General features: G+C 66.7%; 13 protein-coding genes and 1 pseudogene. 9 read left to right on the forward strand and 5 right to left on the reverse strand.

What is annotated here, in order from left to right; translation table 11 throughout:
• Nucleotides 1-2 precede the first annotated feature (2 nt).
• The 9 genes and pseudogenes from FZN60_RS02775 (at nucleotide 3) to FZN60_RS02815 (ending at nucleotide 8,494) form a co-directional block, all read left to right on the forward strand.
• The gene (locus FZN60_RS02775) at nucleotides 3-1,043 is read left to right on the forward strand and encodes an LLM class flavin-dependent oxidoreductase (RefSeq protein ID WP_158870872.1); all 1,041 of its coding nucleotides are present in this window, start codon (nucleotides 3-5) and stop codon (nucleotides 1,041-1,043) included.
• Nucleotides 1,044-1,048: 5 nt separating this feature from the next.
• Nucleotides 1,049-2,512 carry an aldehyde dehydrogenase gene (locus tag FZN60_RS02780; RefSeq protein ID WP_158870874.1) on the forward strand — a complete coding sequence of 488 codons (1,464 nt, stop codon included), beginning with the start codon at nucleotides 1,049-1,051 and terminating at the stop codon, nucleotides 2,510-2,512.
• 71 nt (nucleotides 2,513-2,583) lie between these two features.
• The gene (locus FZN60_RS02785; RefSeq protein WP_158870876.1) at nucleotides 2,584-3,555 is read left to right on the forward strand and encodes a Bug family tripartite tricarboxylate transporter substrate binding protein; all 972 of its coding nucleotides are present in this window, start codon (nucleotides 2,584-2,586) and stop codon (nucleotides 3,553-3,555) included.
• Nucleotides 3,556-3,676: 121 nt separating this feature from the next.
• Complete coding sequence (locus FZN60_RS02790) at nucleotides 3,677-4,687, forward strand: ABC transporter substrate-binding protein (RefSeq protein WP_158870878.1); 1,011 nt, start codon at nucleotides 3,677-3,679, stop codon at nucleotides 4,685-4,687.
• 198 nt (nucleotides 4,688-4,885) lie between these two features.
• Nucleotides 4,886-5,677 (forward strand): annotated as a pseudogene (locus tag FZN60_RS02795) (ABC transporter permease); the annotation flags it as partial.
• A 3-nt stretch (nucleotides 5,678-5,680) separates the two neighbouring features.
• Nucleotides 5,681-6,481, forward strand: coding sequence for an ABC transporter permease (locus tag FZN60_RS02800; protein WP_158870882.1), 801 nt, complete (start codon nucleotides 5,681-5,683; stop codon nucleotides 6,479-6,481).
• A complete protein-coding gene (locus FZN60_RS02805; RefSeq protein ID WP_158870884.1) occupies nucleotides 6,478-7,560 on the forward strand; it encodes an ABC transporter ATP-binding protein in 1,083 nt (360 codons plus the stop codon). Before FZN60_RS02800 ends, FZN60_RS02805 begins: the two co-directional genes overlap by 4 nt.
• A gap of 44 nt (nucleotides 7,561-7,604) precedes the next feature.
• Nucleotides 7,605-8,315, forward strand: a complete 711-nt coding sequence (locus FZN60_RS02810) for a GntR family transcriptional regulator (protein WP_158871265.1) — start codon at nucleotides 7,605-7,607, stop codon at nucleotides 8,313-8,315.
• The gene (locus FZN60_RS02815; RefSeq protein WP_158870886.1) at nucleotides 8,297-8,494 is read left to right on the forward strand and encodes a hypothetical protein; all 198 of its coding nucleotides are present in this window, start codon (nucleotides 8,297-8,299) and stop codon (nucleotides 8,492-8,494) included. The genes FZN60_RS02810 and FZN60_RS02815 overlap by 19 nt, the downstream gene beginning before the upstream one ends.
• 60 nt (nucleotides 8,495-8,554) lie before the next feature.
• Here FZN60_RS02815 and FZN60_RS02820 read toward each other — a convergent pair whose 3' ends face one another.
• From FZN60_RS02820 to FZN60_RS02840, 5 genes are all read right to left on the reverse strand, one after another.
• Nucleotides 8,555-9,244 (reverse strand): metallophosphoesterase family protein, encoded by a 690-nt coding sequence (locus tag FZN60_RS02820; RefSeq protein WP_246726554.1) that lies wholly within the window; start codon nucleotides 9,242-9,244, stop codon nucleotides 8,555-8,557.
• The gene (locus FZN60_RS02825; RefSeq protein WP_158870890.1) at nucleotides 9,244-9,432 is read right to left on the reverse strand and encodes a hypothetical protein; all 189 of its coding nucleotides are present in this window, start codon (nucleotides 9,430-9,432) and stop codon (nucleotides 9,244-9,246) included. Before FZN60_RS02825 ends, FZN60_RS02820 begins: the two co-directional genes overlap by 1 nt.
• Nucleotides 9,429-10,934, reverse strand: coding sequence for an AAA family ATPase (locus FZN60_RS02830; protein WP_210253406.1), 1,506 nt, complete (start codon nucleotides 10,932-10,934; stop codon nucleotides 9,429-9,431). Before FZN60_RS02830 ends, FZN60_RS02825 begins: the two co-directional genes overlap by 4 nt.
• Before the next feature lie 554 nt (nucleotides 10,935-11,488).
• Nucleotides 11,489-12,928 (reverse strand): hypothetical protein, encoded by a 1,440-nt coding sequence (locus tag FZN60_RS02835; RefSeq protein ID WP_158870894.1) that lies wholly within the window; start codon nucleotides 12,926-12,928, stop codon nucleotides 11,489-11,491.
• On the reverse strand, nucleotides 12,928-17,934 hold the full coding sequence (locus tag FZN60_RS02840; RefSeq protein ID WP_158870896.1) for an AAA domain-containing protein: 5,007 nt from the start codon (nucleotides 17,932-17,934) through the stop codon (nucleotides 12,928-12,930). Before FZN60_RS02840 ends, FZN60_RS02835 begins: the two co-directional genes overlap by 1 nt.
• Between the last annotated feature and the right edge of the window lie 369 nt (nucleotides 17,935-18,303).

Here is an 18,303-nt window from a genome sequence, read left to right on the forward strand (position 1 = left end):
CCATGAAGTTCTCCCTCTTCGTCCACATGGAGCGCCTGGGCGCCGACCAGCGCCAGGAGGACCTCTACGAGGAGTTCCTGCGGCTTTGCGAGATCGCCGACCGCGGCGGCATGCACGCCATCTGGACGGGCGAGCACCACGGCATGGACTTCACCATCGCCCCGAACCCGTTCGTCACCATCGCCGACCTCGCCAACCGCACGGAGAACGTCCGCCTCGGCACGGGCACGGTGATCGCCCCCTTCTGGCACCCGATCAAGCTCGCCGGCGAGGCGGCGATGACCGACCTCATCACCGGCGGCCGGCTCGACATCGGCATCGCGCGCGGCGCCTATTCCTACGAGTACGAGCGGCTCCTCCCCGGCCTCGACGCATGGGGTGCGGGACAGCGGATGCGCGAGCTCATCCCCGCCGTGAAGGCGCTCTGGGCCGGCGACTACGCCCACGAGGGCGAGTTCTACAAGTTCCCCTCGACCACCTCGGCGCCCAAGCCCGTGCAGCGGCCGGGTCCGCCGATCTGGGTGGCGGCGCGCGACCCGAACAGCCACGAGTTCGCCGTCGCCAACGGCTGCAACGTCCAGGTGACGCCGCTCTGGCAGGACGACACCGAGGTGCGCACCCTGATGGATCGCTTCGAGACGGCCTGCGCGGCGAGCCCCGGGACGGCGCGCCCGAAGATCATGCTCCTGCGCCACACCTATGTCGGCTCCGACGAGGCGGACGTCGCGGAGGCCGCGCGCGAGCTGTCGGTCTACTACAACTACTTCTTCGCCTGGTTCAAGAACGAGCGCCCGGTCAGCCAGGGCCTCATCCAGCGCCTGACGGGCGAGGAGCTGGCCGCCAACGCTATGATCTCGGCCGCCGCCATGCGCGCCAACAACGTCGTCGGCGACGCGGACGCGGTGATCGCGCGGATCAAGGCCTACGAGGCCATGGGCTACGACGAATATTCCTTCTGGATCGACACGGGCATGAGCTTCGAGCGCAAGAAGGCCTCGCTGGAGCGCTTCATCGCCGAGGTCATGCCGGCGTTCGGGGCGTGACGGGGATGCGCGGCTTCCAAGCTTACATCGACGGCGCCTTCACCGAGGGCGAGGCGCGCTTCGCCAGCCTCGACCCGGCCACCGGCGAGGCGTGGGCGCAGATGCCCGAGGCGCGCGAGGCCGACGTCGACCGCGCCGTGCGCGCCGCCGACCGCGCCCTGCGCGAGGGCGAGTGGCCGCGCCTGACGGCCTCCGCGCGCGGCAAGCTGCTGTATCGCCTCGCCGATCTCGTCGCCGAGAACGCCCAGGCGCTCGCGGAGCTGGAGACCCGCGACACCGGCAAGATCATCCGCGAGACCTCCGCCCAGATCGCCTACGTCGCCGAGTACTACCGCTACTATGCGGGCCTCGCCGACAAGATCGAGGGCGCGGTCCTGCCGATCGACAAGCCGGACATGGAGGTCTGGACGCGGCGCGAGCCGATCGGCGTCGTCGCCGCCATCGTGCCCTGGAACTCGCAGCTCTTCCTCGCCGCGGTGAAGATCGGCCCGGCGCTCGCCGCCGGCTGCACGCTCGTCGTCAAGGCCTCCGAGGACGGCCCGGCGCCGCTCCTGCACTTCGCCCGGCTCGTCCACGAGGCGGGCTTCCCCGCCGGGGTCGTCAACGTCCTCACCGGCTTCGGCCCGTCCTGCGGCTCGGCGCTGACGCGCCACCCGCTCGTCGCCCACGTCGCCTTCACCGGCGGGCCGGAGACGGCGCGCCACGTCGTGCGCGGCTCGGCCGACAATCTCGCCTCGACTTCGCTGGAGCTCGGCGGCAAGTCGCCCTTCCTGGTCTTCGCCGACGCCGACCTCGACAGCGCCGCCAATGCCCAGGTCGCCGCGATCTTCGCCGCCACCGGCCAGTCCTGCGTCGCCGGCTCGCGCCTCATCGTCGAGCGCAGCGTCAAGGAGCGCTTCCTGGCGATCCTCAAGGAAAAGGCCGAGCGCGTGGCGATCGGCGCGCCGCTCGACATGGGAACCGAGGTCGGCCCGCTCTGCACCCGGCGCCAGCGCGACCACATCCAGGCGCTGGTCGACCGCTCGACGGCGGCGGGCGCGAGGGTTCTCGCCGGCGGGCGCGTGCCGGAGGGGCCGGGCCACTACTACCCGCCGACGATCCTCGACTGCGACGGGACGAGCGCCCCGGCGCTCGCCGAGGAGTTCTTCGGGCCCGTGCTCTCGGTCGTGTCCTTCGAGACCGAGGGAGAAGCCCTGGCGCTCGCCAACGACACCGCCTTCGGCCTCGCTTCCGGCGTCTTCACCGCCAGCCTGACACGGGCCCATCGTCTTATCCGCGGCATCCGCGCCGGGGTCGTCTGGGTCAACACCTACCGCGCGGTCTCGCCCATCGCCCCCTTCGGCGGCACCAAGCTGTCCGGCCACGGCCGCGAGGGCGGCCTCGCCGCCGCGCTCGACTACACCCGCACCAAGACCGTGTGGCTGAGGACCTCCGACGACCCGATCCCGGATCCTTTCGTCATGAGGTGAAGGCCCGGGGACGGCACGCTCATGCCTTCCCCGATCGAAAGCATGGGAGGAAGCAGATGAAGACTCGATCGATGAAATCGCTGATCGGCGCGCTCGTCGCCTCGGTGATGCTCGCCCTTCCGGGCCAGGCTGCCGATTACCCGGAAAGGACGATCACCCTGATCGTGCCGTTCGCGCCGGGCGGATCCTCGGACATCGTGGGCCGCCTCTTCGCGCAGAAGCTCGAGGAGAAGCTCGACCAGAGGGTCGTGATCGAGAACGTCGGGGGAGCCGGCGGCACGATCGGCGCGCAAAGGGCGGCGACGGCTCCCGGGGACGGATACACGCTCTTCGTGGGATCGGGTTCGGAGCTGTTCATCTACAGGCACCTCAATCCGGCGCCGAGCTACGACACCTACCGCGACTTCGCGCCGGTCGGGATGCTGGGTGCGGGGCCCATGGTGCTGATGGCGCGCCCTGACCTGGAGGCCTCATCCTTCGCGGAACTCGCCGGGCTCGCCCCGGAAGGCGGCGACGTCTCCTTGTCCTACGGCTCTGCCGGGATCGGGACGTTCATGCACATCGCCGGAGAGGCCGCGAGGGTCCGGGCGCACCTCGACATGGAGCACGTTCCCTATCGCGGGGCGGGACCGCTCATGGTCGACGTGGTGGGCTCTCAGGTCGACCTCGGCGTCTCGTCCCTCGCGGGAGCGATGCCCTTCATCCGCGACGGCCAGGGCAAGGCGCTGGCCGTGACATCCGCCGAGCGGAGCGCCCTGATCCCCGACGTGCCGGCGCTCTCGGAACAGACGGGGCTGGAGGGCTTCGACCTCGAGCTCTGGATCGGGCTTTTCGCTCCGTCCTCCACGCCCCTGGAGGTGGTCTCCGAACTCGCCGAGGCCACGAACGAGATCGTCTCGGCACCGGACTTCGGCGCGCAGCTGGAGAAGCAGGGAATGGTCGCGAGGCCGGACCTGAGAGGCGAGGTCCTGGGATCCTTCATCAAGGGCGAGGACGAGAAGTATCGCACCGTCGTCGTCGAGGCCGGGATCAAGGCGGAGTGAGGCGCAGACGGGCGCGACGTGTGAAGACCGCCTCTGGAATGGCATACGGCCGACCCGCCGGCGGAGGAGCCGGTCGCTCGCGACGAACTGCATCCGATATTTCCACGAACGGGAGGAATACATGAGAAAGACGACATTTCTGGCAGCCTTGACGGCGGCCGTCTCGCTGGCCGGCGTGGCCCATGCCGAGGACATGGTGTTCACGAGCTGGGGCGGCACCACCCAGGACGCCCAGAAGGCAGCCTGGGCCGACAAGTTCACCGCCGAGACCGGCACCAACGTCCTGATGGACGGGCCGACCGACTACGGCAAGCTGAAGGCCATGGTGGAGGCGAGCGGCGTCACCTGGGACGCCGTCGACGTCGAGGGCGACTACGCCGTCCAGGCGGGCAAGCAGGGCCTCCTCGAGCCGCTGGACTTCACCGTCATCGACAAGTCGAAGCTCGACCCGCGCTTCGTTACCGACCACTCGGTCGGCTCGTTCTATTATTCCTTCGTGATCGGCTGCAACGCCGACGCGGTCTCGGCCTGCCCCAAGGCCTGGGCCGACCTGTTCGACACCGCCAACTTCCCCGGCAAGCGCACCTTCTACAAGTGGTCGGCGCCGGGCGTCATCGAGGCGGCGCTGCTCGCCGACGGCGTCGCCCCCGACAAGCTCTACCCCCTCGATCTCGACCGCGCCTTCAAGAAGCTCGACACGATCAAGGGCGACATCATCTGGTGGTCGGGCGGCGCGCAGTCGCAGCAACTCCTGGCCTCCGCCGAGGCGCCCTTCGGCTCCTTCTGGAACGGCCGCCTCACCGCGCTCGCGGCGGACGGGCTGACGATCGAGACCTCCTGGGACAACAACATCACCGCGGCCGACTCGCTCGTCGTACCGAAGGGCGCCAAGAACAAGGACGCGGCAATGAAGTTCATCGCGCTGGCGACCTCGGCGCAGGCTCAGGCCGACATGGCCGCGGCCACCGGTTACGCGCCGACGAACCTCGACTCGCCGGCCCTGATGGACCCGGAGGTCGCCAAGACCCTGCCCGACCAGCAGAAGGCGAGCCAGGTGAATGCCGACATGAACTATTGGGCCGAGCACCGCGATGAGATCGGCACGCGCTGGTACGCCTGGCAGGCGCAGTAAGTCCGCTTCGATCGCTTCGCGTCCGGCTCGCTGCCCCCGCGCGAAGCGCTTACGCGAAGGCGAGCCGGCCGGCCGTCGGCTCGCACCGGCCTCATCGGGAGGATGGCAGGACCCATGACCCAAGCATCCAATACGGCCATGCTCGCCCCGCCGCCGCGGCGCCGGGGATGGCTGCCCGCCGGGCTCGGTCCGGCGACGCCGGCGCTCGTTCTCCTGACGCTGTTCTTCGTGGTGCCTGTGGTGTCGCTGCTCCTGCGCAGCGTGCTGGAGCCCAGCCCAGGTCTCGGCAACTATGCCGAGCTCCTGGGCTCCTCGACGTACCTCCGCGTCTTCCTCAACACCTTCCTGGTGTCCGGCCTCGTCACCACGGTCTCGCTCCTGATCGGCTTTCCCGTCGCCTGGACGCTCGCGATCATGCCGGGGCGCTGGGCGCGCATCGTCTTCGCGATCCTGCTCCTGTCGATGTGGACGAACCTCCTCGCCCGCACCTATGCCTGGATGGTGCTCCTCCAGCGCACGGGCATCGTCAACAAGACGCTGATTAACCTCGGCCTCATCGACCAGCCCCTGACGCTCGTCAACAACCTCGTCGGCGTCACCATCGGCATGGTCTACATCATGCTGCCCTTCGTCATCCTGCCGCTCTACGGCGTGATCCGCCGCATCGACCCCTCGATCCTCCAGGCCGCGGCCTTGTGCGGGGCGACGAAGGGGCAGGCGCTGCGGCGCATCCTCCTGCCGCTCGCCGCGCCCGGCATGGCGGCGGGCGGGCTGATGGTGTTCGTCATGTCGCTCGGCTACTTCGTCACGCCCGCCCTTCTCGGCGGCACCAACAACATGATGCTGGCCGAGCTCATCGCCCAGTTCGTCCAGAGCCTCGTCAACTGGGGCATGGGCAGCGCCGCGGCCTTCGTGCTGCTCGTCGCGACGCTCGCGCTCTACGCCGTGCAGCTCAGGCTCTTCGGCACGTCTCAGATGGGAGGGCGGTGACCCATGCTGCTCAGCTTCGAGCGCCTCGGCTGGTGGAAGTGGGTGCTGGTCGCCATCACCGGCCTCGTCACCGCCTTCCTGCTCCTGCCGATCCTGTTCATCGCGGCGCTGTCCTTCGGCTCGTCGCAATGGCTGATCTTCCCGCCGCCCTCCTGGACGCTGAAGTGGTATCGCGAGTTCTTCGCCGATCCGCGCTGGCTGGAATCGGCCTGGACCAGCTTGCAGATCGCCGCCCTCGTCACGCTGTTCTCGGTCGGCATCGGCCTTTGCGCCTCCTTCGCCCTGGTGCGCGGCAAGTTCCGGGGCCGGGAAACGCTGAAGGCCTTCTTCCTCACGCCGATGATCCTGCCCGTGGTGGTGCTTGCGGTGGCGCTCTACGCCTTCTTCCTGCGCCTCGGGCTCAACGGCACGGTGACGGGCTTCGTCCTCGCCCACCTCGTGGTGGCGCTGCCCTTCTCCGTCCTTGCCATCACCAACGCGCTGGAAGGCTTCGACAAGTCGATCGAGGATGCCGCCGTCCTCTGCGGCGCGAGCCCGCTGGAGGCGAAGTTTCGGGTGACGTTGCCGGCCATCGGCCACGGCCTGTTCTCGGCCGCGATCTTCTCCTTCCTCACCTCCTGGGACGAGGTCGTGCTCGCGATCTTCATGGCGAGCCCGACCCTCCAGACGCTTCCCGTGCGCATCTGGACGACGCTGCGCCAGGACCTCACCCCGGTGATCGCCAGCGCCTCGACCCTGCTCGTCCTCCTGACGATCCTCCTGATGCTGCTCGTCGCCCTCGTCCGCAAAGGATTCAAGTCGTGACCGCGCCCTATCTCCACATCCGCGGCATCCGCAAGGACTACGGCTCGGTGACGGCCGTCGAGAACGTCGACCTCGAGATCCGCCGCGGCGAGTTCATGACCTTCCTCGGCCCCTCCGGCTCGGGCAAGTCGACGACGCTCTACATCCTCGCCGGCTTCCAGGACCCCACCGCCGGGGACATCCTTCTCGAGGGCAAGTCGCTCCTCCAGACGCCCTCGCACCTGCGCCAGATCGGCATGGTGTTCCAGCGCTACACGCTGTTTCCGCACCTCACCGTCGCCGAGAACATCGGCTTTCCCCTCAAGGTCCGCCGCAAGGGACGCGCCGAGATCGACGCCAAGGTGCGCGACATGCTGCGCCTCGTCCGCCTGGAGGGTTTCGAGGATCGCAAGCCCGCCGACATGTCCGGCGGCCAGCAGCAGCGCGTGGCGCTGGCCCGCGCGCTCGCCTACGACCCGCCCGTCCTCCTCATGGACGAGCCGCTCTCGGCCCTCGACAAGAAGCTGCGCGAGGAGATCCAGGTCGAGATCCGCCGCATCCACCAGGAAACCGAGGTGACGATCCTCTACGTCACCCACGACCAGGAGGAGGCGCTGCGCCTGTCGGACCGCATCGCCGTCTTCTCCAAGGGCGTCATCGACCAGGTCGGCACCGGACCGGAGCTCTACGCCAACCCCGCGACGCGCTTCGTCGCCGAGTTCATCGGCGACAGCGACTTCCTCACCTGCTCGGTCCTGTCGTCGGACGGGCGCACCGCCGACGTGCGCCTCGGCTCCGACTTCGTCGTGCCCGGCGTTCCCGTTCACGGCGGGGGCGGCGGGCGGAGCGCCGGCGCCCTGCTGCTGCGCCCCGAGCGCATCAGCCTCCATCGCCATCAGCCGGCCGAGGCCGGCACCCTGCCGGTCACGGTCGGCGGCCTCACATTCCTCGGCTCCAACGTCCACGTCGCGGCCACTACCGGATGGGGCGAGCCCGTCGCCGTCCGGCTGCCCTTCGGCCACGGGGCGATCGAGGGACTGTCGCGCGGCGACACCGTGTGGCTGGGCTTCGATCCCCGCGCCACGCACGTCTTTTGCTGATAGGTTTGGAGACAGGACGACGAATGGCAGCGAACGGGACCGGCATGACGGCGGCGACTTCCGAGGGATCATCGAACCCACGCGCGGCGCGCCTACGCGTCGAGCGGCCCCAGCGGACGCTGCGCGAGCTGACGCTCGAGAAGATGCGCGAGTCGATCCTGGAGCGCTACTTCAAGCCCGGCGACCGGCTGGTGGAGCGGGACCTTTGCGAGCAGCTCGGCGTCAGCCGGACGATCGTGCGCGAGGTTCTGCGCCACCTGGAGTCGGAAGGGCTCGTCGCCAACGTCCCGCAGCGTGGGCCGATCGTCGCGGAAACCTCGCTCGACGAGGCGCGGCAGATCTACGAGATCCGCGGCGCGCTGGAGGGTCTGGCCGCGGGGATCTGCGCCGAGCGCAGGGGCGCCGGGGCCGCCGACATGCTGGAGGAGATCCTCACGCGCATTCGGTCGGCATATGCCGCTGGCGACTCCCGCCTCGTCCTGGTCGAAACCACGGAGTTCTACCGGATCCTCTTCGCCGAGGCCGAATGCGACGTCGCCTGGAACATCGTGACCTCGCTGACGACCCGGATCAACCACCTGCGCTCGATGACCATCAAGACCGAGCGGCGCGACGTGGAGGGGCCGGCCCAGATGGCGAGGATCGTAGCCGCCATTCGCGCCCGCGACCGTTCCGGAGCCGCCGACGCGGCCGCGACTCACGTCGCCAACGCCTCGCGCATCGCGCAAGCGATACTGTGCCGGCATCAGTCCTGATCCGGCCTCACGCTTCGGCGGATGCCGACCTCCGTGCATTCTCCATTCGGACGCTCGTCAACTTCGCAGACGGCACCTCGCTCGCCTACGTCTCCGGCTGGCTGGACGGGCGCATCGCCGTCATGTCGCGCCAGATCGGGAACCGCTCGGGGCTCTCCACGCCGCCTCGGCTGGCGTAGAGTCGAAGCTCCGGCCGTCCCGGCGCATGTCGCTCGTCACCCGGAGACTGGGGGCGGCGCTCACTGCGCCGCCTCGCCCGGCCCCTGACCGGTCAGCTGTTCGAGGATCCGGTCGGTCTCCTCGCCCATGGCCCGTGCGGCCGCGTCGGCAACGGAGTCGGCCGCCCAGGCCGGCAGCAGCCTCTCCGCGGTCTCCACGAGGCTGCGCGCCCTTCCATCCAGCCGCTGCGCGAACATGTCGGACGCCGACGGCTTCGCCGCCGAGAGCCTGGCCTGGATCTCGGCGAGCGAGGCAGGTCTCATGGCCCAGGCGTCGACGCCGACGTCGCAGGCCCGACCGGTCGCCGGGATGCGCCCATGAACGTGGCCGTAGAGATGGATCGCGTTCCGATGGAGATGCGGCCACGACATCATGGGATAGTGGCAGAGCGTCATGCGCTGCCCATCGACCGTCGCGTGCATCAGCTCGCGCACGGAAGCCCAGGGAAGCGACAGCGTCTCAGGCCGGTCGTGGTTGCCGGCGACAAGGTGCTTCTCGCCGTGCAGGCGGTCGAAGAGCGCCCGCAGGTCGCCCTTGAAGCGATAGGCGAAATCGCCGAGGTGGTAGACCACGTCGCCGGGGCGGACCACGGCGTTCCAGCTTTCCGTCATGGCGTGGTTCATCGCATGGACGTCCCCGAAGGGCCTCGCACAGTGCCGGATGACGTTGGCGTGGCCGAAGTGCGTGTCGGCCGTGAAGAACGTCGCCATCATCGGCTCCCCCGCAGCCGGGCCGCCACGAGCTGCATGGCGGCGAGGCCGAGGATCCGCCTCTCCTCCGGGGTCAGGCGGCTCCAGACCTCGACGGCCTGGCGGACCAGCTCCTCCTTCGGGATGCCCTCCTCCGCCTCGATGCGCTCGAGGCGGTCCGTCGCGGCGCGGTCGAGGATCACGATCATTGCCTCGCCTCCAGCGCTTCCCTGGTCTCGAGCAGGATCTCGACCGCCCGCCTGAGCCGCCGGAGCGATCCGCCGCGCCATGTCGCGGCGACGACCTCCACCTCGTCCGGCGCCAGCGGCGGGAGGAAGCCCTCCTCGTCGCGCTCGCGGGCGATGTCCTCGAGGATCCTGCGGACCAGCGCGCCGACGTGCTCGGGACCGGGATCGGGCATCTCGACGACGTCGAAGCGGTCGAGCAGCGGCGCCGACAGCGGCAGCGCGTTGGACGTGGCGACGAAGTTCACCGCCGAAAGGTCCATCGTCGTGTCCAGGCCCACCTCGAGGTAGGCCCGCGCCGTATGCTCCTCGAGCATGGGAAGCAGGCAGTCCTCGAGCCTGCCGTGGTTGCGGCTCGTTCCGGCCTTTTCGATCTCGTCGAGAATGACGAGCGGGTTGGCGATCCCGGTCCGCCGGATCGCCTCGCCCGGCGCCGAGAGACCGGCCGAGGACCAGCGCGACGGCGTGCCGCCGAAGCTGTTGTCGGACGCGCCGCCGCAGGGATAGACCGTCGGCTCGAGACCGAGGAGCCGCCCCATGGCCGTCGCCAGCGCCGTCTTGCCCGATCCCGGCCGTCCGACGAGGAGGGTCGGCTTCAGCCGGATGGTCGTCCCCAGCCGCTGGCGGCCCAGCATCCTGCGGACGACCTCGGCCGCGTGCGGCCATTCGGCCGCGAGCGCGGACACCGCGCCATCGGGCATCGCACGCAGCGGCAGCGCCCTGCCCGCGATCCTCTCGCAGCTCTTGAACAGGTCCTTGGACGCGGACGACGGCTTGGTCGTATCGCGCAGCACGACCATGCCCGGCGGCGGGACGGCCGGAGCGGCGAACGAGGTCCGATCACCCACGGTATCGTGGGCGTCGGATCCGGCCCGCTCCTCGGAACCGGCGAGGCCTTCACCGGAAGCCCCTTCGTTCGACTTGTCCTCGACAGGAAAGCGGGGGAGCTCGACGCCGTGGTGCAGGGCCTCCTGCGTCAGGCGGTCCAGCATTCCGGAGAAGTGGCCCGTCGTCGCCACCCCCAGCGCCAGCTCGACCTCGAGGATATCGAAAGCCTCGTAGCTCGCGCGAGCGGCCATCTCCGCGATCCCCAGGTCCACCCGCGCAGCCTGCGCGGCGCGGGTCCACACGCGCAGCGGCAGCCCTCCGACGCCATGGGTCCAGGCGAGCGCCAGGTGCGAACGTCCGGTCATGGTCCGGATCGTGTCCAACCACTCGGACCTGACGGAGAAAGCGAGCGCGTAGACCATGCAGCGAAGGTCGTCGTCCGCATCCATGGCGAGACCGACGCGCGCCTCGGGCAGCTTGCCGAGCAGCGCGGAGTCGTCGGTGAGGAGGAAAAGGTCGACGATGGCGACCACGGACTCGCAGCCGCCCATGACGCGCAGCTTCTTGGCCCAGAGGGCGATGTCCTCGCGCAGGCTCTCCCCGTAGAGGCACGCTCCCATCGCGACCTGATGGGCCATCGGCCAGACATTGCGGGCCGCGGCCTCCTTGGATGCCTTTCTTACGGCGTCGGAGGCGATGCGGACAGGGCCGCCCGGATCTGGGACGTGGGGCATGTTCAGGCCTTTCTGCCTTCGCGGCCCGGCCCATGCCGGCTCCGCTTCTGCTCCCCTTCTACCTCATGCGTACTACGGAACAGTCAACCTGGCGGCGACGATTCGCGCGATCGAGCGGCCATGATCCACGACACGTTCGCTTCTCTCGGGAGTCCATCTCCCGCGAGGGACGCTCGATGGTTTCCGCCACCGCGACCGGCCGTTCCCCCGTCTCCGGCCTCGTCGGCGTCCGGCCCAAGCACAGGCGTTCGGTCTTCTGCGAACCGGCGCGCCGCTTCGGCGCCGATCGGCACATCGGCCCGTCGGCAGCGAAGGGAACACCCATCACGCCGATCGGCGGTCAGACATGCCGGACCGACCATCGGCCGTCCATCGGCGTGGCCACTTGCAGCCGTCGACGTCAGCAGGCACGGCGTGTCGTCGAGCCGATCGGCGGAAGATCCGAACCGGATCCATAGTCACTGGAGAGCACTCCCCCGCAGCAGACCATCCAGATCGACTCTCTCGACGATCTTCCCTTCGATGAAGTCGACCACCTCGCGATCGAACGAGGCCAAGCCAAGCGGCACCGGAAATCCCGAGGGTACACCGATCGGGACGTGAACCAGCAGGGCGACCATGACCTTGGGAACGAGCATGACCTCGACCGATCGAGGGAAAACCTGTACGCCCGCCGCCATGCTCGATCGTCTGAACATCTTCTCGACATGCTTCTCCGGCTCACCGGCGTGTATGCATGCCGAGGCGAAGCCGGTCGGCGTCTCCTCACGGTCACCCCTCGACCGTTCGCTCATCGACTGCACCAGCCCCGGATATGCGGCTGAAGTCGCCCAGTGCGGAAGTTGAGGCGCGACGAAGACCACCCCGGCCGGCGAACCTTCGGAACGATCGAGTCCGAAATCGAATATCCGAAGGATCCTCAGGACGTTCTCCCGCAGATCGAGAGCTCCTACCATGGGGATGGTGGGGCGGTCCTTCCTCGGCTCGCCGACGCGACGAAGCGCGTCACCCCAATAGCGGCGGACCGAGAGACCGTCGCGGGTCCGATAGTCCTGGAGAAACTGCGGAGCCGCCTCCAGGAGCATGTCGTAGGCGGCATCCGCGTCCATCGACATCTTCGTTCTTTCGATCTGACTCACGAAGCGGAAGGCGCTCGTCTCCACTTGCTGCCGATCCTGCAGCTGAAACTGCGGACGCCAGCCGCTGAGGTCGACAGATTCTATTCGAGACGGAGCCGATGCCCGGACGGCCGCCACGATGGGAACGACGCAGGCGAACCGCTCGCCCGCATCGACGTCGTCGATCGAGTATAGATCCGACTTCTCCATCTGATCCCTATCTGCATGATCGGCGATCTCCCGGAACAGCAGCTTGAAGCGACCCGGAACGAGGGATCCTTCCCTGCCGAGAGATTGTCCATCGATCAGGGGCAGCTCCGGCAACATCTGCTCGAAGGGCTTGAGTGGCACCTTGCGCTCGGGCGAGACCGAATAGAGATCGAAGCCGATGGTCCGACGCATGGCCCTGACTTGACTTACGAGCGGCTCGTTGTTCGAGATAGTGAAGAGCGCCTCGCCGGCGTTGGTCATGAATGCCTTGCCGCCTTCCACTTCGACATACCCGGGCGTGGCCGCTTCCCCCACGACGTAGGCTATTTCCTCCTCCGAATACCCAAAGAACGAGGCAGCTTCGACAAGGCTTATTCCTGGCACCGCCTTCACGAGACGCAGGAAGAACTCCAAGGTCGGGCTGAGGCTCGAGAGCACCGCTACTTTATAGCCCACCTCGAAGTTCCTGCATGGGAGCAGCGCTTGATAGGAAGCGATGGGGATGATGCGATCATGTTCTGCCGCGACGAGTTCCGGCGTCTTCAATCGCAGGATGGGCTTGTCGATCATCAGGCCCGCCGCTCCGCCCTCGAAGAAAGATCTGCCGTCGACGTTCCTCTCAGGATGTCACCTGCCTGGCGTAGTTCCGCGTCCCCTGCCCTGAGCGCCGATGCAAATCCGTCCGCAAGGCGTTGGACGGCGCTCCCGGCACGCCATCGTTGTCTGGCTCCCACGATCACCAACCGGTCCATGGCACGGCTGGCCGCGACGTTGATGCGATTCGGTTCGGATAGAAAGCCTTCTTGGATCTTGCGGGATCCTTGCTCACGGTACCCATCCGCGTTGTTTCGAACGAGCGACAGCACGACGATCGGGTTCTCCTTGCCTTGATAGCTGTCCACCGTGCCGATCTTTACGCTGCGTTCGAGAAGATTACCTATCGGCGAGTTTCTCAACTTTCTATGGACCTCGTCGCGTTGCGCGGCATACATGCAGATCACTCCGATCCCCGCCCGCCTGCTGCCCTCCTTTTCGAGCCAGTCGGCGAATGGCTGATGGGCGATCCAGCCCTCGATCATGGCGACGATGGTGTCGGCCTCGGATCGGTTGACGCGGCTTGTCGAGTCCCGCGATCGGCCTTCGTAACCTGCTTCTCCCAGACCGTCGGTCTCGATCCAAGTCAACGGCAGTCCCAGCGTCGGCGGCACTGCAGATGCATCGATGTAAGGCTCCTCTCGACCAGACCTAAGATCCAGCTCCGGGTAGAATGCCGTCGAGACAAGTCGACCGATGGGCGGCAGCATCCGATATTGCGTGCGAAGACTTGCGCCGGCCTCATGCCCATAGTGGGTCTCGAACACTCTTTCGAAGTCGCTGCGAGCGACCTCATACTTCGGGATCTGCGTCCTTCTCGCCACGGCCGATACGACTTCTGCGTCATGCTGCGGCTTCAACTGCTTGTGGTCGCCGACCAGCACTGTCCATCTGGCGGCCTGCAGGGGAACGAGCAGCTCGCTCGGCGTACAGCGTGCAGCTTCGTCGACGATGACCAAGTCGAAAGCCGTCGTCGTCAGCCCCAGGGACTCTCTCCCGAGCCCCACGCAGGTGCCGGCGACGATCTGGCGTGTGCCCGCCAGGAACGCTTCGAAGTTCCGCTGCCCACGCGACACGCTGTTCACGAAATCCTTCCCGATGACGACCGCTCGCCGGAAGCGCTCGGCGCCACTCGGGTCCATAGCCTTGGAACTCGCATACGACATCACGGATCGGCAGATCGTATCGCAGAAGTCGCTCTCCACTTCCTCCGGGCCTGGGACGTCGAAGTCGGTCAGGCCGATGGCCTCCAGGTGGCAGATCAACGTATCCATCAACCCAAGGCACTTGCCGTGCTCGTCCTTCGCGACGGCGGCCTGCTGATAGCGCAGCGCAAGAGGGTGGACATGACCTTCCAGTGCCAGCACGAGTTCCGCCACTTCCCGCTCGATGCCGAGGCGGGCAGCCGCCACATCGAGACGCTGCGGGAACGCGGCCCTGAAGCGATCCCGTATCACCTCCTCCGCCTTCGACGTATGGTATGGTCGCAGATCCGGACTGACGACCGTCTCGTTCATCCCGACCCTGAGCATGCTGGGCTGCACGCCATTCTTCCGGAAGAGCCGGAGAACCGTTTCGGACGCCGTGTTGACTGCTTCGTGAGACTGGCTCGTGAGCAGCACGTTGCGAGCCAGACCCTTCGTTATGGCATAGTGGGTGAGCGCCGATATGAACCGTGTCTTGCCGGTTCCAGGCGGCCCCTGAAGAAGTCCCAACGGCCGGCTGCCGACGATCCGGCGAAACGCGGACTGCTGGTCCTCGTTCAGCCCATAGGTCCTCAACAGCTCCTCGTCCACCGTATGTTCCGCATTCCGAGGCCTAGCCGCCCTGCTTCCCACGAATGCGGAAAGAAGATCTCCTCGGCGGTCGTCGCTTTGCAGCATGCGTTCGACGGCTATCTTGCGGCGACGCAAGCTCGTCTGCTCGAAGTGACTGGTGAACCTTAGCGTCTGACCTTCCGACACGAGCGATCGGACATGGCCGAAGGTATCCCTCGCGCTCCGCTTCGGGATGATCACTTCCTGCTCGGTAGACCTGGCTATGTCCAGGTTGCCGATGCGATGCCACTGCTGCTGCTGGCCCGACACCTCGACCGCGACCCGATCGTCTTTCGAGTAGTCCAGGACCCCGCTGGTCAGATCGATCGCGATCCGATGAACACCCTCTCGTTCGTTGAAGACGCTGTCCTGCGCCACCACCGCTTGCGTGGTCAGCTCGTCCTCGATCTCGATCAACGACTGCCAGAGCGCAGCGACGTCGATGTCGATGTTTCGAGGGCCCGGAGCGATCCGTTCGGCCTCTTGGATCCCGGCGAGGAGGTCCTGCTCCTTGGAGATCTCCTCCGCCAGCGCTTCCTCCACGGATTCGCGGGGCTGCGTGACTTCTTCCAGGTCACCATCGGCAGCGTCGCTTTCGACCTTCGCGATCGGAAGCGACTCGTTCCGAAGTTCCCTCAAATGCGACGCGAGGACATCGTTTTGCAGCAACCGATGGAAAAACGACCAGTCGTTCGTGGAATTCCCGACCACGTCGAGTTCGAGCGGAAGGGATACGATCTCTTCCTTGACGCTCTTGGAGATCCACCTGGAGTCGACTCGATCGACATAGGCGCGGTTCGGAACTCCGTCTTCATCGATCCGGATCGTCAGCTCTTCGCTGCCCCCTCGCAGGTGCAGGACGATGTCGCCGCTGCGCCTGCGGCGTAGCCGGACGTGCATGAGACCCTCGTCCGACGATATCGGACCCAACCGAACATCTCTCGCGTGCAGCGCGATGCGTTCGACGACCTCCTTCGGCTCCCCGCCGGCCAGGACCCGGCTCACTGCGTCCCGAAGAGGGGAGAGGGTCGACAGCCTGGGGGACCGGGTCCGACAATCCTGGATCCCGACCGCGATCGCAGCCAGCGCATCGTGAGGCAATGCCAGGTTCGGAACGATCTCCTCAACCATCCTGGTGACGGCATAACGATCACGCGCGAAGGCATCCCCTTCATCCGGAGCGTAGTGCGAAGTGATCGGCTCCCCATCGGCGCTGGACGAGAAATCGAGAAAGTCGATGAAACGAAGATCGCCGTCCGGAGTGACTATGACGTTGGCGGGCGTCAGGTCGCCGTGGCGATGGTTGCTCTCATGGACAAGATCGACCTGATCAATCAACCGCAGGATCAACTCGAGGGCGTCGCTTTCGTGCGGCGGCGTCGAGAATGTGCCGGAGGAGAGCCTGGCAGCCAGCGTTTCTCCCTCGACCCACTCGAGAACCGTGGCGAACGCGTCGCCCAGCCAATGCACCCGATGAAGGACGGGGAAGCCGCCTGGTCGGTCCAACCTGAGGTTTTCGGCCCTGTCGAGGAAGCGTCGAACGGCCGCCAGGTCGCCGTTCCAGGCGGGCTGCTTCCAGAGCTTGACGATCACTGGCTTTCCATCCAGATCGCTCTTCCAGGCCTCGACCCTGTCCGTCTCCTTCAACATGTCGCCGCTGGAAGGAAAGCGACGTATGAAACTGCCCTGAGTCTTCAGGTCGCGACGGTAACCCTCGATCGAGGCGACCGTCCGCTCGACCGACGGCAACGCCGATGCGGCCGACAAGAAGGCCTTGTGCGCGACGACTGCGTCCTCGAAGCGACCTTGGGGATAATGGCACAGCGCCGTGTCGAACCAGGAGTGGATCTCCGGCGAGAAATGCCCCTCCTCGTCGATCGACGGATTCCACTCGCAAGGATCGCCGTCCGGAGCGGCTCCGAAGAGGAGCTGATGCGCGGCCACCGCAGCGCAGAAGACGTCTCTACGCTTGTGCCCGCCGGAAACCTCGAGGACGTCGTCGGGCAACGTGACGGTGGAAAGGAACTGGAAACGGCTGTCGCCCAACGTCTTCAGTTGCGGATAGCGAGTGGCGAAGAGGTGAGACAGACGAACGCTCGTCGGCGCTTCGATCCAGACGCTGTGTCCCGCGATGTCGAGGTGCGCCGCGTCCTGGCGATGAAACTCCGCCACCACCGCCAGGAGCTGACGCACGAGTTCGACTCGCTCCGTCGGGAGAAGCGACTGCCCTTCCGAATGGACGAACGCCTGCAGCCTCCTCATCCTCTGGCGGCGGTCGAAGATCTGCCAGTACGAAGGTTCACTGCTGGGTCCTTCGTAACGCGGAGGAAGCACGAGACCTTCGATCTGGTCGCTGCGATCCTTCAACCAGCTGTAGACATCCCGTTCCCGTCCGGCTATCTCGAGACGTCCCTCAGACGTCATGAAGTAGGGATCCGGGCACTGGGAAAAGTCCCAGTTCCGCAACGTACCGAAGTTGTTCGAACCGGGCCCACGCGCTTCGTATTCGGCATAGATCTTGTTCTTCGGAACGAAGTCCGGCTGATCGTCCGCGACGAAATCCTGGTAGAGCTTCCTGCCTGGCTTGAAGCTCGAACCGTTGAAGAACGTTTGTATCGCCTTTTGGTACCGTGGATCCTGCAATCCGAGCTCGACGATCAACGGCGCCACATTGCCGAACTTCGTTCGCAGCGTCGTCTCCGACCCAAGCAATCTCAGAAGCTCGTCTATCCGGAATATTGAATCCTTCTCGTTGGGAGCGACATGCGTGTAGTCCGCGTTACCCGTGATCACCACCAGGCCCTTGACCTGCGGGATACCGTTCTTCACGGATGAGTGGCTCTTCTTGATGTGACTGCCGAGGGCGACACCCAGTTCGCGAGCGGTCCTCGAGATCTTCTGGACGGGGGACGATTCGGGCGCCCTGTCGTTCTGCGACCACCCGCCATCCACGCTTTCGATCTTGCCGTTCCAATCCTTCAGGTCGAGCAGGAAGATGTACCTCGCGGAGACGAGGATCAGGTCGATCTCTCGGGTCGTTCCGGCTCCGATGACGCAATCGAGGTTCGACCAGCCGTACCACGTCGCCGGCAGTTCGTTCCGGAACCGTTCGATCCCGGAGATCTCCCGGATGTGGATGCCTTCGCCGCCTTGCTTGATCTTCATCTCTGCACCGTCACGCCTGCCCTCGCCCCGGGCATCAGGATATTCGCTGCGCAACCGGGTGGCTCGGCGCAGCCCCGGAGACGACGGACTACCTTCCGCCGCATCGTCGCACGGGTCTGCGCGGACCGATCGCAAGGCCGTCCGCCGGGCCGCTCGGCCGATCGCCGCGGATCTCGATGAACAGGCCGAGCCCTCACCGGAGCAGGTCGAAGCGCCGGATTCAAGTGGATCGCAGGTCCATCGTCGATCGGCGCCGCCATCTGCAATCGTCGACGTCAGCAAGCTCGAGCATGTCGTCGCGTCGGCCGGAGTCGCGATCCGAAGCCGACCGACGTGCCTCTTCTCTACCGCATGCGGACTACGGAACCG

The sequence above is a fragment of the Antarcticirhabdus aurantiaca genome, assembly GCF_009765365.1.
GTDB lineage: Bacteria > Pseudomonadota > Alphaproteobacteria > Rhizobiales > Rhizobiaceae > Antarcticirhabdus > Antarcticirhabdus aurantiaca.

What these genes read in the sequence shown, in the direction of transcription:
- FZN60_RS02775 (WP_158870872.1), top strand. Translation starts at nt 3, where the DNA reads ATGAAGTTCTCCCTCTTCGTCCACATGGAGCGCCTGGGCGCCGACCAG.
- FZN60_RS02780 (WP_158870874.1), top strand. Translation starts at nt 1,049, where the DNA reads ATGCGCGGCTTCCAAGCTTACATCGACGGCGCCTTCACCGAGGGCGAG.
- FZN60_RS02785 (WP_158870876.1), top strand. Translation starts at nt 2,584, where the DNA reads ATGAAATCGCTGATCGGCGCGCTCGTCGCCTCGGTGATGCTCGCCCTT.
- FZN60_RS02790 (WP_158870878.1), top strand. Translation starts at nt 3,677, where the DNA reads ATGAGAAAGACGACATTTCTGGCAGCCTTGACGGCGGCCGTCTCGCTG.
- FZN60_RS02800 (WP_158870882.1), top strand. Translation starts at nt 5,681, where the DNA reads ATGCTGCTCAGCTTCGAGCGCCTCGGCTGGTGGAAGTGGGTGCTGGTC.
- FZN60_RS02810 (WP_158871265.1), top strand. Translation starts at nt 7,605, where the DNA reads ATGACGGCGGCGACTTCCGAGGGATCATCGAACCCACGCGCGGCGCGC.
- FZN60_RS02820 (WP_246726554.1), bottom strand. Translation starts at nt 9,244, where the DNA reads ATGGCGACGTTCTTCACGGCCGACACGCACTTCGGCCACGCCAACGTC.
- FZN60_RS02825 (WP_158870890.1), bottom strand. Translation starts at nt 9,432, where the DNA reads ATGATCGTGATCCTCGACCGCGCCGCGACGGACCGCCTCGAGCGCATC.
- FZN60_RS02830 (WP_210253406.1), bottom strand. Translation starts at nt 10,934, where the DNA reads ATGGCCCATCAGGTCGCGATGGGAGCGTGCCTCTACGGGGAGAGCCTG.
- FZN60_RS02835 (WP_158870894.1), bottom strand. Translation starts at nt 12,928, where the DNA reads ATGATCGACAAGCCCATCCTGCGATTGAAGACGCCGGAACTCGTCGCG.
- FZN60_RS02840 (WP_158870896.1), bottom strand. Translation starts at nt 17,934, where the DNA reads ATGAAGATCAAGCAAGGCGGCGAAGGCATCCACATCCGGGAGATCTCC.